The organism is Mucilaginibacter sp. 3215, from assembly GCF_050433785.1.
Classification (GTDB): domain Bacteria; phylum Bacteroidota; class Bacteroidia; order Sphingobacteriales; family Sphingobacteriaceae; genus Mucilaginibacter.
The window spans coordinates 399,602-415,817 of record NZ_JBNPWO010000004.1; the positions used below are offsets into that span (position 1 = coordinate 399,602).

Genomic DNA, 16,216 nt, shown 5'->3' on the forward strand with positions numbered 1-16,216 from the left:
ACTATTTAAATTAAAAATATCATGTTAACAAAAAAGTTAAATATATGCCTGCTTGGCCTGCTGATATTGTTTGGCTGTGCCGATGCGCAGACCGGCGGAAACGGTTTTGCAAGCCTGCCTGCCCCAAAGGCGGGCGAAAAGGTTGCCACTTTTGCCGGTGGTTGTTTCTGGAGTCTTTCGGAAGGTTTGTATGAATTGAAGGGTGTTAATAAAGTAGTAGCCGGGTATGCCGGCGGCACAACTAAAAATCCATCGTACGAGGATGTTTGCGGTAAAAATACCGGTCATGCCGAATCTGTACAGGTTTACTATAACCCGGCCGAAATAAGTTACGCTGCTTTAGCCGAAGCTTTCTTTTATGCACACGACCCAACCACTGTAGACAGGCAGGGTCCTGATGTAGGCGACGATTACCGCTCGGTAGCATTTTACCGGACACCTGAAGAAAAGAAAACTTTGGAAAGCGTAATAGCTAAAGTTAACGCTACACATCATTACAGCAGCCCTATTGTTACACAGGTTGTTCCGTTTAAAGTATTATATCCGGCCGAAAATTATCACCAGGGGTATTACAGGCAGCATATGAATAGCCCATATATCAGCCATGTTTCAGTACCTAAAGTAATAAAGCTGCGTAAGGCCATGAATAGCTTGTTGAAACCCGAGTTTCAGCATAAAGATCTGAATTAAGTGTAAATGTTGTATTTGACTGTTCTGTTGTCTCTACACCACGTTATTGCGAGTAATCATTAGGGAAGTCTTTTCATCCGCCGGTTGTTTAAGAATAAAGCATTGGTCTCCAGCAAAAAAAGGCGAAAAGTAACAAAACCTTTCGCCTTTTCCCTTTAACCTTTCCGCTATCTATTGATTACAGATCGTTTTTAATTTTTGATTATAATCAGGATTTAGCGGTTCATTGGTTTGAGCCAGGCGCTGCGAACCTACATTGGCCGGACAGGCAATGCCATTAGGCCCGTCGTAAACCAAACCGGGTTTTGTGCTGAGGAGTTCTTTCGGCACGTAGATCTGTACAGTGGTTTTTGAATAGCTATGCGGATAAAACCGGATGTAATATCCATCAGGGTGTAACGACCATATGCCTGACGGTACCGCCGGATCAGGCGCCGGAGCCAAACCGGCTAACATGGCATACTTTTCCATCTCTTCGTAAGATGAATTACCAGAGGCAGCTAATCGGCGGATATTGTTTTCAGCCTCAAAAACACTTTGAACCGCAGGCGGCAATTGGCTTTTGGCTTTATCCATTACACTGGCGGGCAATACACCCAGCGCACCGCCTTCCAACATTAACAGTTCATTAGCTGATAGCAGCCTGGTCGCGGTAAGCTTAATATCGGACCCCATATCAACAAACCTGGTGCGTGCAATAATCGACCATAATAATATCTGGATGCTATGCTGGTCAACCTCGGGATGAGTTTCAGCATGTTTTAATATCAGTATCACCACATCGCGCTTTGGCCCAAGCACCGGGGCAAGCATATACCCATCGCCTGTACTGGGGCCACGGGTACCAGCATGCAGGCAATAGCTTTTGCTGGTCATTTCATAAAAACCGGCGCAAAGCTTAAAGCCGCCCCCGGGTGCTTTTGGCAAAAGGTATAAAGGCTCGGCTACCTGCCCTTCCATAAACGATGGTGGTTTGGAGCCTGCCTTGTTAACGTCATTAAAACTGGTGGTAATGGCCTGCGGTTGTTTCAGCAATTTATTAAGGCTGCCGCCCGATACCATATCGGCTCCTTTATCCAATATGGCTTTCCCAAAACCGCCAAACTGGGCTTGTACAGCAGTGCTGCAAAATAGGCAGATACCCAGACAAATGATAAGATGTTTTTTGAAGTTTTTCAAAGATAATAGGTATATTAGTGTAGGGAGCAGGAGTTTTTTATGTTTCATATAGATATAGTGTTTAAGTTTCAATTGCAAGAAACAAAAAATACTATAAACTGTTTGTTGAATTTATTCACAATTGTTATGCAATAGTTAATATATCTATTGATGGAAGCAATAAACCCGTTAACTGGCTATTTATTTCAACTCAAGCTCCATTTGGATATTAGCACGTTCGTATGGTGAAGCCCTGCCTGCTACCTTAACAAAGCCCAATTTATGATACAGGCTGATGGCCGGTTTTAAAATGGTATTGCTCTCCAGGTATAGTTTATGGGCCCCAAGTGATTTTGCCTTTTCAACAATGGCCTGCCCAAGTAAAAAGCCTATGTTTTTACCCCTTGCTTTTGGAGAAACCGCCATTTTAGCAAGCTCATAGTCATAATCAGGATCATCCATTTTTAAAAGGGCACATACACCAACGGGTTCATCATTATAAAGGGCCACCAATATATGGCCTCCGTTGTTGATGATATAACCGTCGGCGTTATCAAGGGCCTTGTAATCGGCTTCTTCCATTTTGAAATATTGGGAGATCCATTCTTCATTAAGCGCTTTAAAAGCCGAGGCATAGCGCGGTTCATACGGCACTATATGCACTTTGTTACTTTCTCTGGCTTTTTGATGTTCCTGTACCCTGCGTAGCAGGGTTTTTTGCTCCAGGAGATATTCCCATTCTTCAATGGCTTTCCACAAATCGTGATTTGCCTGGGACAAAAGCTCTTCAACGGCATTAGTCACATCTGCATACTGGTCCTGGATTTTTTTTCCAACCTCAATCCCTTTAGCCGACAGGCTTACCATGTTGCGCCTGCCATCAGCCTTATCCTTTTTCTCAATAACAAAACCGTTCTTCACCATTTCGGCAATAATCTTACTTACAGAAGGGTGGGAGTGACCAATCTCCCTGGCTATTGAGGTAATTGTAAATTCGCCGCCATCCTGCAATACATAAAAAACCGGGAACCATTTAGGCTGAAAATCGATATCATATAATTTGTAGATCCGCGCAGCATCTTCAACCATGGTTTCGGTAAGCATCCTTAACCTGCTGCCTATGGCCATCTTACCTACTTTATTAAAAAACTCCATATAATTAGTAACTAATTATGTAACTGATTACGCAAATATATAATCATATTTTAAAAATCCCAATAACTAACTGCTGATTAGTGTCATCTGCAATTCATAAAACCTATAAAAAGCAAAAGCCGGACTCAGAAGCCCGGCTTTGAATGATAAAAGTTTTAAATATTATACTAATTCTTTACCCATTAATGGATCGCTGAAGCTTGACCTTCCTGTTTCAACTCTGCCGGCAAAACGTTTCGCGAATTTCTCAAAGCCGTCAACTTTTGTACTGAAATCATACCAGTTATGGCTTTTGCTTAAGGTTAATGCAATGGTTGCGCCTGAGCCTGCCTTTACAGCAACTTTATGATCGGGAGTTTTGTAGCCATGATCTGTTACCGTAATAGTTTGGGCCTTACTTGTATGATTTGTTATTTTCAGGGAGATGTTACCCGTTAACTTACCGGCAACCTGTTCGTATTCGCAAACAACATCAACCAGCGGATCGGCAGTATTACCCCGGTACTCGCGGAAAAAGCCGTTAGGGCCATAGGTGCGTAAATGATATTCGCCGTTTTCAAATTCATGCAACGGCCATACATCTGCCAGGGTATCACCGGTTTTAACGGTATAGGCCCAGGTACGCAGGTCTTCCATTTTCTGCGGATCATTCATCGTAGCATATTTGCCGGGAGCATATACGTTAAATGGTGAGCCCAACGCTTTTGCACCAAAGGCTTTGTTACTCGCAGTAAATTTGATCTCAAACGATTTTTTATCAGCGCTTAATTTACCATCGGCATAAAGCTGGTAGGGCAGTGCCGATGAAGGTTTAATACCTTTTTCCTGTTGGGGCATATATGGGGATGAATGCGGATCTTTATTGATCTGCGCAATTTCATCGGCGGTAAGCAGCTTATAATCTGATGGCAGTTTTTTGAACTGGGCTTTATGAATGCTTTCCAAAAATGCTTCCCTTGCAACAAACTCAGGGTTTTCAATCTTTTCGCCATTGTACGGGCGGAAAACGCTTGAAAGGTCACCACAAACGGTACGACGCCATTCGCTGATATTTGGCTCGGTTACTTTTTTGCCGGTTTTATGGCTTAAAAAGTTTTCTAAAAATTGCAGAGTTGAAGTATGGTCAAACACTTCGGAGTTAACCCAGCCGCCGCGGCTCCATGGTGAAGCAATTACCAACGGCACACGGAAGCCTAAACCGATCGGGCTTTCACGATCAAATACTTCCGGGAAGTTGTTGCGTGCTTTTTCCTGTTCTAAAGTAACGAATTCAACGCTTGGGTCGATACCTTCTGATACCTTGCCGGTGCCCGGTTTATGCGGATTAGGCGCGGTGAAAGGAGGGACGTGGTCAAAGTAACCGTCATTTTCATCATAAGCTAAAATAAAGACGGTCTTTTTCCAAACTTCAGGGTTTTGGGTAAGAATATCCAGCACTTCAGATACGTACCATGCACCGTACCAGGCCGAGCTTGGGTGGTCAGAAAAATGCTCAGGGGCCGACAGCCAGCTTACGGTTGGTAACTGACCGCTTTTAACATCCGCACGGAACTGGTGCAAAACGTCGCCTTTAGGTACTAAAACTTCACGCTCGGTGCCATCATCATTATATTTCAATGGACTTAAAGTACGGTAATGCGGATCATTGGTATTGGTTACAAAACCTTTCTGGTGCAGATTTTTTTCGCGCTGCGAAAGATTGGAAAATTTACCAGGATCAAGGCTCGCCATGTCTTTTTTGGTGTTCTCCAGGTCGCGTTGTTTTTGTTTAAGCTGCTTTTGTAAATGATCGATATGAGCATCGCCGGCAGGCAAGGCAGCAATTTGTTTTTCAAGGGCTGCGATCTCATCAGGTAAAGCTGTTGATCTTTTTTGCAGGTGGGCGATATGTTTATCGTACAGTTTAATATTGTACTGACCAAAAAACTCCAGTGGATTATCCTGGAAGTTTGATAACCATGGATCTTCTTCACCCTGTAAGCCGGTATCAATGGCAATTTCATTTTGGTAATGTTTCCATGATATATTATGATCTTCCAATCGCTCGGGGAAGGTAGCCCAGTTCAGGGTACCATAATCCATATCATCGTTCCAAACGTGTGCAAGGGAGTTTTCATGCTGTTCGGCACGGATAGTACCACTCCAGAAATACAACCGGTTTGGGTTTGTACCTGTCAGGGATGAGCAAAAGTTTTGATCGCAAACGGTAAAGGCATCGGCAAGTGCATAGTAAAACGGGATATCCTCGCGGTTGTGGAAACCCATGGTTAAAGGCATGTTAGAATATTCCTTAATGCCGTTGCGTTTAACGTTAAGCCATTGATCAAACTTGCCATCGTTACGTGCATTAACCTGGTTGCTCCATGAATGCGGCAATGAGCTCATCCAGGTTGCTTTGGTATTTTTGATATCAAGGTGGAATGGAGCATAAGTTTCGCCTTTTTTATTTGATTGCAGCCAAACCTTGTTTTTGTTAGGCAGATCGATAGCGCGCGGGTCGTTGTAACCGCGTACCCCTTTAAGCATCCCGTAAGTATGATCGAACGAGCGGTTTTCCTGCATCAGGATCACGATGTGCTCAGCATCCAGGTAGGTGCTGCCCGGTGCCGGGTTAATGGCCATTGCTTTTTGAATAGATTCGGGTAAAATGCTGGCGAGGCCGGCTGCACCGGTTAATAGGGCTGCTTTTTTAAGAAAATCTCTCCTTGAATCAGACATAGTTTTATTTTTAGTCCATGGTCGATAGTCCATAGACCATGGTTTTTTGTTTTTAGTCTATGGTCGAAAGTTCATAGACCTGGTTATTGTTTTTGTCAATAGTTATAGCCAATAAGCCATGGTTGGCTTATTGAAAAACCAAGATATGCAGTTTTTTCAATCCATGGACTATCGACCATGGACTATGGTCTAAAAAACTAACCGTCCTTCCGCTTGGCGATCTCCTGCTCGCACAAGCCAAACGACAGGGTCATGCCGTTACCGCCGAGGCCATTGATGAGGGTTACCCCGGGCTCAATATCAACAATAAGCTCATACGCGCCGTTGGTCATTTTAGGATAGATGCCGTGCCATGACTGCAGCATTTTCCAATCTTTAAAATTGGCGAATGTATGTAAGTATTCAATTATCAAATTATTAATAAATTCCTTATCAAACGGGTCATGAACCAAACCATATTCGTGCGAATCGCCTATAGTAAGCTCGCCGCTGCCGTTTTGTGATACCATAACATGGATGCCCCATTTCAGGTGGGTAGCATACTGTTCTTCATAGCGTTTGCGCAAAGCAGGCAATGAAGCTGCCGCCTGGAAACCTGGGTAATGGATCATAGACAAGCCACCACATAGCGATGGGCCTATGCGCCATTCATCAGGCTGGGTAACTAAACGCATCATCTGCAGCTTGCATTTGGTGATCTGCGTTTGTGCGAATAGCTCCGGATATAAAGTTTCAAAATCGGCGCCGCTGCAAACATAGATCTCGTCGGCTTCCCAGCTTTGGTTGCCCGAACTAACTTTGGGGTGTTGGATACGGCTGATAGCTGTATTCCAGTGAAAATCAACACCAAATTTTTCTGCAAGGTAAGCTGCCACCTGCCCGATTGCTACCCGCGATTCAACAATCATTTCCTCGCCGCTCCACAAAGCGCCTTTTAAGCCATCAGTATTAATGGCAGGTGATTTTGAAACAGCTTCACCAGGAGTTAGCACAGCGCAATCGCGGTATTGCTTGTTTACATCTACATATTCTTCAATAACCTGCAGCTCATCATCATGGTAAGCAAGGTGTAATGAACCAACCTCATTATGCCAGATGTTAGCTTCGGTACAAACTGTTTTCCAGATGTTTTTTGATAGCATGGCGCGTTCAAACATCGGACCGGTAGCCTGGCCTATCGGCCATACCATACCAAAGTTACGGATGGAAGCACCCACCGCGCGTTCATTGCGCTCAAATACCGTTACCTTATAGCCGCGAATGGCCAAAGCGCGGGCCGTAGCCAAACCTACAATGCCTGCGCCTATGATTATTGCAGTGCCCCCCTGCCCCCTGAAGGGGGAGTTTTTTGAGTTATTGTTTTCGCTCATTATATTATTCATTAGGTCATTGAGCCATTGGTCATTTTTTAATTTAGACTCATGACTGCGGACTTATGGCTTGAAAGTTTATTTGTTCATCAGTTTCGTCCGCAATTATCTTTTTTTTATCACGGGCAGCGCTTTGCAAAAAGTAAATGAGCGATAAAATTCCGCAAATTCCGCCAACAATGGCTACCGTCATTGCGCCTTCCTGAAAAAAGGTTCCCCAGCTTATTGAGGGGCGACCAAGTTCTTTTACCAGCAAAACGCTTACACTGCCAAGGTAGCCCATTGAATCGGCAATGTACATGATAAAGCCAACGTTGCTTTTATAGTGGAACGATGCTATCATCCGCTCAAAAAATATGGCATTGTAGGGCACATAACCCATGTACAGCCCCAGGCCAACACAGGTCATCCATAAGGTTGGGTTTATCATTTTAAAGGTAAACATGACGGATGATATACCCACCAGTACGCAGCCTGCAATGATCATTAAATGGATGATGCTAAAAGCACGCAGGTTTTTGCGCACCAGGATAAGTAAACTCATGGCTACTAATACCACCAGCGAAATTTTTATATCCGTAGTAGTAAAAATGCTGTTATCCTTAATGCCCAGGCTGGCCCAGATCTCCACCTCAAAGTTATCGCGCACATCGCGCATAATAGTGAGCAATACGTAAACGATGAGGGTGAGGATAATACCTGGTAAAAAACGGATCACGAATTGCTTACGCTCGGCGGCGTTCATTGGCGCGCGCTCGGAGCGTAAACTTTTGTCTTCGGTGGTAGGGGCGGGGATAAGCTCCATACAACCCACAAAGAACAGCAGTGGTATTGCAAATACAGCCCCGGTTAAAAAAGGCATGTAGTATTCATTTACATGAAAGCTGCTTATTAAAGTACGCCCGGTTGTTTTTACAAAGCCCGATGCAAAAATGAGGCTGATAGATAATACCGATGCCATGAATTCGGTTGAGCGGCGGCCTTCCAGGTAACCGAAAACCAGGCCCCAGATAAGGCCCAGCGGAAAACCGTTGATAAAAAGAAACACGATATTCCATGGGGCCGGTACAAAAGCAAAGGCCAGCAGCGCCGCCCAGGCAATCCCGATAAGGGTTAAAATATAACGGGCGCGGGTTTTGCTGTTAACTTCGGCTATAAATTTTATGCCGTAAAATTTGCTGCTCATATAGCCTATAACCTGAGCTATAACCAGCCAAACTTTATAATCAACATGAAAATACTCATGACCTGTGAAAGTTGCCGCTGCAAATGCCTTACGAAAGGCATACATGGATGTATACGTTCCGAAGGCTGAAACCGCTGCCAAAACTGAAATCAGTGTATAAGGCAATTGGGCTACTTTTGCACGTAAACTTTCAATCAGCCTCATTATACTATTGGTTTATGATCTCAACTACTTGTGCAATATCATCAATAATATGGGCAGGATTATAAGTTTCGAGCTCGGCGCGGGTAAAAATGCCGGTAGTTACGCCTATGGAATATTTGCAACCCGCGTTTTGACCTTCGCGTACGTCAACCTCGGTGTCGCCTACTTTAGCAACTTCAAGTGCGTCTGTTATGCCGGCCTCAAGCATCATTTTTCGGATCATAAAAGGATGCGGGCGACCAAGTTCAACTTCGTCTGAGCCAACAACGTAGTCTATCAGGCCTTTTTCGCGCCATTGCAGGCGGTTTACAATGGTATCTGCAATATCGCGCGAAAAACCAGTGTTGATACCAACTTTGACGCCTTGCTCATGCAGTTTAGCAAATGTTTCCTCTACGTTTGGAAGGGGTTCAATACCCGGCTCAAACTGGTAAAAGTTAATCATTTGATGCACAAATTCTTTGTGGATAGTGGTTACCAGCTCGTCCGTAATAACTGATTGACCAGTCTCGTGTTCAGTAAGCATTTTGCGGATAGCGAGGGTTTTTTCATATCCCATCAGCGGATCTATTTTTTCCAGTCCAACTTCATAACCGGACTTTTGCATGGCAGCCCTGAAAGCTTTGCTAACTTCATGATCGTCTTTAACCGTGGTGCCGGCTATGTCAAATACCACTAATTTTATGCTCATAACAACATTTATAATGTTTAGCAATACTAAACTTATTTTATTAAAATTAAACTAAGTTAGTGTTAAGGTTTGGTTAAGGTAGTAAATAGTCGATTTTGTTCCCATAGTTTGTGTGCGAGTTTTACAAAGAGTTATCGTAAAAATTTGAGCCATACAGACAAGTAAATTGAGCCGTGCAAGAAATTTACCCATGAACAAGATACCTGATCTTTGTTTTTAATTAAAATATCAACTATGGAGAACATAACAAAAATAAATTTGGGCAAAAACGGCCCGCTGGTTTCAAAACTGGGCCTGGGCTGTATGCGCATGTCATCAGTTTGGGGCAGCAAGGCCAATGATGAAAATGAAAGTATCGCTACTATACAGACAGCTTTAGATAGTGGCATCAACTTTTTAAACACCGGCGATTTTTATGGCGCCGGTCATAATGAGCTGTTGGTAGGCAAGGCCATCAAAGGCCGCCGGGACGAAGCGTTCATCAGTGTTAAATTTGGCGCTATTTTTTATAATGGGCAATGGCTTGGCTTAGACCTTCGCCCGATAGCTATTAAAAACTTTATCAATTATTCGCTGGTGCGATTAGGCATCGACACCATCGACCTGTATCAGCCTTGCCGCCTGGATAACAGCGTACCGGTAGAGGATGTAATAGGTACCGTTGCCGACCTGATCAAGGAAGGTAAAGTACGCCACCTTGGTGTATCTGAAATTACTGCGGAGCAATTACGCAAGGCCAACAGCGTACACCCGGTAACAGCCCTGGAAATTGGCTACTCATTAGCCGACAGGCAAATTGAAAACGATCTGCTGCCTACTGCTAAAGAACTGGGTATTGGGGTAGTAGCATTTGCCAACACTGCCGAAGGGTTACTTACAGGGGATATGAAAGCTCCGCTTCCGGCAGATAGCTATCATAATCACTTTTCACGTTTCCAGGGAGAAAACCTGGTGAAGAACCTTGAAAAAGTTGAAGTATTAAAGCAAATGGCCGGCGACAAAGGCTACACACCTACCCAACTTGCCATTGCATGGGTAAACGCCCAGGGTGATAACATTATGCCGCTGGTGAGCATGAGCCGCAGATCGCGCCTGCCCGAAAATATACAGGCTATGCAAATTGAATTTAGTGCTGACGAGATGAGCACACTTAACACAGCTTTTGCCCAGGGAGCGATATTAGGTAGTACATACCTGCAACGATAAATGGACGGGGCTGCGTAAGCCCCTTCTATTTTATATATTTACATAGTGACCAATCCAACCGAAATAATTCCAGGCGTTATCTTTTATTCTTTTTTCTCAGGGATGAGAAAGGAAAAGGTAGGTTTTTTTGAGCATAGCACCCTGGTATTACAGGTTTCAGGGCAATTCAGCATCGAAACCGCAAATCAAAAAATTTCGATGAAGGGCGGCGAAATGATGCTGATCCGTAAAAATCAATTGGGCGAACTCGTCAAAATGCCCGTTGATGGCGGTGACTATCAAACTATCATCATTTGCCTTAAAGAAGATATGCTGCGGCAGTTTGCCCTGGAAGAGCAGATAGAGCCGGGACGGAAATACACCGGTCAGCCCAATATCAGGATCCCCGAAAATGAATTTTTACGGGGCTTCTTTCAATCTGTGATTCCTTATGTGCACCATCCCAACGAAAAAATAACCAAACACCTGGGCATGTTAAAGGTAAGGGAGGCCGTACAGTTGTTACTGTATACCATGCCCGAGCTTAAAGATTTTTTGTTCGATTTTTCGGAGCCTCATAAAATCGACCTGGAAAAATTTATGCTCAGCAATTTTCATTTTAACGTACCTATCGAGAAATTCGCGCAACTTACCGGTCGGAGCCTTGCAGGATTTAAACGTGATTTCCAAAAAACTTTTGATACTTCGCCCCGGCACTGGTTGCAAACCAGGCGGCTTGAGGAGGCGCGCCACCTCATCGAAAATAAAAACCGTAAACCATCTGAAATTTACCTCGACTTAGGGTTTGAAAGCCTGGCCCATTTTTCGCATTCGTTTAAAAAAGAATTTGGCAAAGCACCTACAGAGTGGGCGCACTAACCGGAGTTTTTTCTGTTGATAATGACTGGATTTTGTTATAGCCTCTGAAACAAAACTACTTCTTCTCTTCAAAAAAGTATACCACCAACATACTGGCCATGGTGCTCCCCATGTTTTTTGGGGTATGGGGGATGCGGCCATCAAAAAGCATACTATCGCCCTGGTTAAGGGTTATGGTGTCGTCATCAAACTGGTAGGCTATCTGGCCCGACAGGATATATTTATATTCAAACGCTTCTGTTTCCACAAGCGGACGGGAGGCATCGGGGTCAAGCTCCAATATTACGATATCAACAGTACTTTGGCTTATTGATTGGGTGAAAATGCGCTGATAATGAAAACCATCGGCATGTTCTTTTTCAAAATGATCGTATTCGTGTTTGCGCTTTACTAAAACCGGGAGATGATCGCTTTTTGAACGCATATCTTTAAAAAACTCGTTCAAATCTATCTCCAGTGCTTTAATAATATCTATCAATACAATGAGCGATGGAATGGTACGGCTGTTTTCAATTTGGGATATCAGGCCTTTGCTTACGTTGGCCCTTATGGCAAGTTCCTGTACGGTTATATTCTTTTCACGGCGGCGTTCTTTTATCCGGTTACTGATCTGTATCAGTATGTCTTCTTCCATCTATAGCAGGTTATTTGGTGCGCAAAGTAATTAATCAGGCTATTTATCCAAAATGATTTTTTTGTTACGCTTTGAACAGTATAGTGTAAATGTTAACGGATATTTATATAATATTGTTGTAGTTGTTAAGTTTCAATAAACAATACGTGCGTTTTGAAATTGTCTGTCTTAACAATATAAGCGGCCCTGTTGTATTAAAATTTAATGTTAAATATCGGTTCTGATTGATATATTTCATGAATATTTAATAATTACCTAACCTGCATGCTGTTTATTTGCACCTAAAAATTTTAATTGCATGGCACCATCTCAATATAATCCGAAAGCTGTGGTTGATGAAGTGTTTTCTTTATACGAAAAATTTGGCGATGCCGATTATATAGGGGAGCCTGTTTCTCAACTGGAGCATATGTCGCAGGCAGCTTCGCTTGCGGAGGCTGAGGGCTATGACGATGAGGTTGTACTTGCCGCGTTTTTTCATGATATAGGGCATCTTTGCGCTGATGCTGAAGAAGCCGGAAGTATGGATGGCATGGGCAATGTTGACCATGAGCGCCTGGGTGCCGACTACCTGTTAGAGCGTGGGTTTTCTGAAAGGGTTGCTAACCTAGTGCAGGGCCATGTAATTGCCAAAAGATATCTTACCTATAAATACCCCGAATATTATAACCGTTTGTCGGATGCCAGTAAAGCTACCCTTGAGTTTCAAGGAGGTGTGATGACTGCTGATGAAGCAGCCGAATTTGAACTAAACCAGGATGCCGAGCTTATCATCAGACTGCGCTACTGGGACGACATGGCCAAGGAAATGTATGTACCCGTAAATAACCTTGATCATTTAAAAGCTATTGCCCTGGCGCATCTGCAGGTGGTAAACGAATAATATCATATTAAGTTTTTGTGATTAATATATAATCTGCCTGTTACAAAAATCACCTGCTTAACACAGGGTGAACATCAAGTTAAGTATAGCTTAATACTAAATTGGTTTACTAATAATAAACAAAGTTTAGTATTGCTGCATGAAAAATTTGACTGTTTCACCCTTAAACTTTAGCAGATGAACAAGATTTACCAGAGATTAAAAACCGTAATAACGGTTTTGTTATTTTGCGTAGCTCCATCTATTTTATTCGGACAAACCAAAATAAGCGGTACTGTTACCGATGACAAACACTTGCCCCTGCCGGGCGTAAGTGTAAGAATTAAAGAACAAAATAAAGGCACTGTTACCGATATTGATGGCCGTTTTATAATAAATGCCAGCGCAGGTCAAACCCTTGTTTTTTCTTTTATTGGTTATACCTCGCAATCCGTTGTTGTAGGTGATAAACCAATTATAAATGTAAGCCTTACCGGCGATAATAAATCCCTTAATGAGGTTGTTGTAACAGCTCTTGGTATCAAAAAAGAAACCAGGCGAGTTGGCTATGCAATTCAAACAGTGCAAGGCGACGCGTTGACCACTGCTCGCGATCCTAACCCTGTTACAGGTTTAATTGGTAAAGTTGCAGGTGTATCCGTAGGCCCATCGGCCGAGTTATTGGGTAACCCTAACGTATTGATCAGGGGTAACCAGGTGTCATTATATGTTGTTGATGGTTTCCCTATTAATACAGATACTTATAACATCAGTCCTGATGATATTGAAACATATACAGTATTGAAAGGCCCGGCCGCCGCAGCTCTGTATGGCAGCCGCGCACAGTTTGGTGCCATTTTGATCACCACCAAAAATGGTGCTAAAAACAAGAAAGGCTTAACCATTGATATAAACAGCAGCACGGTATTAAACACAGGTTTCCTTGCATTTCCTCGTATACAAAGTTCATTTGGTCCGGGCGAAAATACTTTTTACCAGTTTGTTGATGGTAAAGGCGGTGCACCTGGTGGTGTAGACGGCGACTACGACGTTTGGGGTCCTTACTTTAACGGACAGCTTATTCCCCAGTATGACAGCCCTGTTGTTAATGGCGTTCGCCAGGGAACACCGTGGGTTGCCCGAGGTAAAGACAACCTGAAGCGCTTTTTGCAAGTTGGTAGCCAAACTAACAATAACGTTTCTATTGGCGCTGTTGGCGATAATTATGTAACCCGTTTCTCGGTGTCGCAGCAACATCAAACAAGTTATATTCCTTCACAATATTTGAATATAGCTAACGCTAACCTTTACGCTTCGTTTACCCCAATCCCTAAATTAACTTTTGAAGGTAATATAGATTTCAACAGGCAGTCAACTGATAATTTCCCTGATGTTCAGTATGGCCCTAACAGTATCATCTATAATATAGCGGTTTGGACGGGCGCCGACTGGAATATCGAGGCACCTGATATCAAAGGAATCTGGCAGCCCGGTAAAGTTGGTGTTCAATCAGTATTTGCCGAATATCAACGTTACCATAACCCATACCTGTTAACAAAAGAGTGGACCCGTGGTCATTACAAAAATGACGTTTATGGTTATTTAGGTGCCACTTATAAATTCAATGATAACTTGAATTTGAGGTTACGTTCACAAATTGATACCTATGACCTGTTACGTACAGAAAAACTTCCTTTTAGTGCTCACCCTTACGGTCGTGAAGGTAACCAGGGAGACTACCGCGAAGACCGCAGGAACTTATTTGATAACAACACGGAGTTGATCCTGAACTATAACTACACTATCAAGAAATTCTTAAATCTGTCGGGTTTAGTTGGTTCTAACTTACGTGAGATGTCATATAACTCAAGCTGGACATCAACAGATTATTTGAACGTACCTGAGGTTTATGCGTTCAGCAACTCAAAAAACCCTATTCAGGCAACCAGCTTCAACGCATCAGAGAGAGTATTTAGTATTTATGCTTCATTGGATATGTCATTTGGTAAATATGCTACCTTATCTGGTACTTACCGTCGTGACAGGTCAAGCGCTTTCCAAAACGCTACAACTTACACTTATCCAAGTGCTTCTTTGGCTACAGTAATTTCTGATTATATTAAGTTGCCGGAGTTCATTTCATTTTTGAAAGCGCGTGGTTCATATGCTAACGTAAAAGCAGATGCTTCAAGCTCAACTATAGGTCCTGCTCCATTCAGCTCAATCACTGCGTTTGGTGGTAGCACAGGTGCTTCGTTATTTAACAATCCGCTGGGATATGGTTCAACTTATACTTCGCCATATAACGGACCGGATTATTCTTTAAATACATCCTATTCAACCAGCAAACCATACAATAATACAACTGCTGGTTACGCAACCAACTATTTATACATCAATAACATCAAAACATCAACCCGTGTTAACTACGAAGAAGGTTTTGATATTAAATTCCTGCAAAACCGTTTAGGTTTAAGCGCTACAGCTTTCCAGTACATTGACGGTCCGCGAATTTTAGCTAACCCAATTTCTACCGCTTCAGGTTACAGCATCCTTTATCTAAACGCCCTGAAAACTAAAAGGTCAGGTTATGAAGGAACTATCGAAGGTACTCCTATCAAAAACCTGGGTGGATTTACCTGGAATGTGTTAGTAAACGTTGCCACAAATAAAGAGGTATACAAAGAATTACCTGCCGGTCAGAATACTTACAATACCTTCTTTAAAGTTGGCGACCGTACCGATAAGTTATACGGATCGGCATTTGTAAGGACTCCTGATGGCCAGGTCATCAACGATGCTGCCGGTAAGCCTTTAGTTAAACCGGTTGCTCAATACCTGGGTAACGAGAATGCTAAATACACCTGGGCTGTATCTAACAAATTACGGTACAAAAACTTTACCATGGGTTTCCAGTTTGACGGTTCGGTTGGTGGTGTAATTATTGATTACATGCACAACAAAACCATGCGTGGCGGTGCAAACATCGAAACAGCTACCGGCGCCCTTGGCGATGCGCGTTACCAGGATTGGAAAAACTTTGGCGTAACTGGCTACAACGGTACTTACGTTGGCCAGGGAGTGGTAGTATCTAACGGTACCGCTATCAACTACGATTCAAAAACAGGTGCAGTGTTAAATTACAACGCTCTGCAATATGCTCCTAACAAGCAAACTGCCTTTGTACAGGATTATGTTAGTAAATATTACGGTGTTGACGAATCAAACCTGATGAGCAAAACCTTTAGCAAATTGCGTGAAGTTAGCTTTGGCTTTGATTTTCCTAAAGCCTGGTTGCAGAAAAGCTTTATACAGAAAATATCTGCATCACTTTATGGCCGTAACTTATTGTACTTCTACGGTGACAAACGCTTTAAAGACGTGGATCTTGACCAATACAACGGTGCCCAGGCGCAAACCGTATTGCAATCACCAACAATTCGTAGCTACGGATTTACCCTGAATTTATCATTCTAATTAACAG

The 16,216-nt window shown here is 43.0% G+C and carries 12 protein-coding genes; 5 read left to right on the top strand and 7 right to left on the bottom strand.

Annotated elements, in window-relative coordinates; genetic code table 11:
- The first annotated feature begins 21 nt into the window (after positions 1–21).
- Complete coding sequence (gene msrA / locus ABIC84_RS10345; protein ID WP_373612592.1) at positions 22–690, top strand: peptide-methionine (S)-S-oxide reductase MsrA; 669 nt, start codon at positions 22–24, stop codon at positions 688–690.
- 171 nt (positions 691–861) lie between these two features.
- On the opposite strand, the gene ABIC84_RS10350 is transcribed toward msrA, so the two are convergent.
- The 6 genes from ABIC84_RS10350 to ABIC84_RS10375 form a co-directional block, all read right to left on the bottom strand.
- Positions 862–1,869 (bottom strand): hypothetical protein, encoded by a 1,008-nt coding sequence (locus ABIC84_RS10350; protein WP_143020723.1) that lies wholly within the window; start codon positions 1,867–1,869, stop codon positions 862–864.
- Positions 1,870–2,049: 180 nt separating this feature from the next.
- Complete coding sequence (locus ABIC84_RS10355) at positions 2,050–3,003, bottom strand: bifunctional helix-turn-helix transcriptional regulator/GNAT family N-acetyltransferase (protein WP_429263527.1); 954 nt, start codon at positions 3,001–3,003, stop codon at positions 2,050–2,052.
- 162 nt (positions 3,004–3,165) lie between these two features.
- The gene (locus tag ABIC84_RS10360; protein ID WP_429263528.1) at positions 3,166–5,754 is read right to left on the bottom strand and encodes a phosphocholine-specific phospholipase C; all 2,589 of its coding nucleotides are present in this window, start codon (positions 5,752–5,754) and stop codon (positions 3,166–3,168) included.
- A gap of 164 nt (positions 5,755–5,918) precedes the next feature.
- Complete coding sequence (locus tag ABIC84_RS10365; RefSeq protein ID WP_429263529.1) at positions 5,919–7,091, bottom strand: TIGR03364 family FAD-dependent oxidoreductase; 1,173 nt, start codon at positions 7,089–7,091, stop codon at positions 5,919–5,921.
- A gap of 49 nt (positions 7,092–7,140) precedes the next feature.
- The gene (locus ABIC84_RS10370) at positions 7,141–8,481 is read right to left on the bottom strand and encodes a DUF5690 family protein (protein ID WP_429263530.1); all 1,341 of its coding nucleotides are present in this window, start codon (positions 8,479–8,481) and stop codon (positions 7,141–7,143) included.
- 4 nt (positions 8,482–8,485) lie between these two features.
- On the bottom strand, positions 8,486–9,172 hold the full coding sequence (locus ABIC84_RS10375) for an HAD hydrolase-like protein (RefSeq protein WP_429263531.1): 687 nt from the start codon (positions 9,170–9,172) through the stop codon (positions 8,486–8,488).
- A 234-nt stretch (positions 9,173–9,406) separates the two neighbouring features.
- On the opposite strand from ABIC84_RS10375, the gene ABIC84_RS10380 reads away from it, so the two are divergent.
- Both ABIC84_RS10380 and ABIC84_RS10385 read left to right on the top strand, forming a co-directional pair.
- Complete coding sequence (locus tag ABIC84_RS10380; protein ID WP_429263532.1) at positions 9,407–10,378, top strand: aldo/keto reductase; 972 nt, start codon at positions 9,407–9,409, stop codon at positions 10,376–10,378.
- Between the two features lie 102 nt (positions 10,379–10,480).
- Positions 10,481–11,236 carry a helix-turn-helix domain-containing protein gene (locus ABIC84_RS10385; protein WP_429263533.1) on the top strand — a complete coding sequence of 252 codons (756 nt, stop codon included), beginning with the start codon at positions 10,481–10,483 and terminating at the stop codon, positions 11,234–11,236.
- A 55-nt stretch (positions 11,237–11,291) separates the two neighbouring features.
- On the opposite strand, the gene ABIC84_RS10390 is transcribed toward ABIC84_RS10385, so the two are convergent.
- Positions 11,292–11,870: a helix-turn-helix domain-containing protein gene (locus ABIC84_RS10390; protein WP_429263534.1), complete on the bottom strand. Its 579-nt coding sequence runs from the start codon at positions 11,868–11,870 to the stop codon at positions 11,292–11,294.
- A gap of 298 nt (positions 11,871–12,168) precedes the next feature.
- Here ABIC84_RS10390 and ABIC84_RS10395 point away from each other — a divergent pair, with 298 nt between their 5' ends.
- The gene (locus ABIC84_RS10395) at positions 12,169–12,753 is read left to right on the top strand and encodes a phosphonate degradation HD-domain oxygenase (protein ID WP_188833425.1); all 585 of its coding nucleotides are present in this window, start codon (positions 12,169–12,171) and stop codon (positions 12,751–12,753) included.
- Between the two features lie 177 nt (positions 12,754–12,930).
- Positions 12,931–16,209 carry a SusC/RagA family TonB-linked outer membrane protein gene (locus ABIC84_RS10400; RefSeq protein WP_429263535.1) on the top strand — a complete coding sequence of 1,093 codons (3,279 nt, stop codon included), beginning with the start codon at positions 12,931–12,933 and terminating at the stop codon, positions 16,207–16,209.
- Positions 16,210–16,216: the final 7 nt, after the last annotated feature.

Coding starts and splice junctions, on each gene's coding strand:
- ABIC84_RS10395 (WP_188833425.1), top strand. CDS start 12,169: ATGGCACCATCTCAATATAATCCGAAAGCTGTGGTTGATGAAGTGTTT.
- ABIC84_RS10355 (WP_429263527.1), bottom strand. CDS start 3,003: ATGGAGTTTTTTAATAAAGTAGGTAAGATGGCCATAGGCAGCAGGTTA.
- ABIC84_RS10375 (WP_429263531.1), bottom strand. CDS start 9,172: ATGAGCATAAAATTAGTGGTATTTGACATAGCCGGCACCACGGTTAAA.
- ABIC84_RS10365 (WP_429263529.1), bottom strand. CDS start 7,091: ATGAGCGAAAACAATAACTCAAAAAACTCCCCCTTCAGGGGGCAGGGG.
- ABIC84_RS10385 (WP_429263533.1), top strand. CDS start 10,481: ATGAGAAAGGAAAAGGTAGGTTTTTTTGAGCATAGCACCCTGGTATTA.
- ABIC84_RS10380 (WP_429263532.1), top strand. CDS start 9,407: ATGGAGAACATAACAAAAATAAATTTGGGCAAAAACGGCCCGCTGGTT.
- ABIC84_RS10400 (WP_429263535.1), top strand. CDS start 12,931: ATGAACAAGATTTACCAGAGATTAAAAACCGTAATAACGGTTTTGTTA.
- ABIC84_RS10370 (WP_429263530.1), bottom strand. CDS start 8,481: ATGAGGCTGATTGAAAGTTTACGTGCAAAAGTAGCCCAATTGCCTTAT.
- msrA (WP_373612592.1), top strand. CDS start 22: ATGTTAACAAAAAAGTTAAATATATGCCTGCTTGGCCTGCTGATATTG.
- ABIC84_RS10390 (WP_429263534.1), bottom strand. CDS start 11,870: ATGGAAGAAGACATACTGATACAGATCAGTAACCGGATAAAAGAACGC.
- ABIC84_RS10360 (WP_429263528.1), bottom strand. CDS start 5,754: ATGGACTATCGACCATGGACTAAAAATAAAACTATGTCTGATTCAAGG.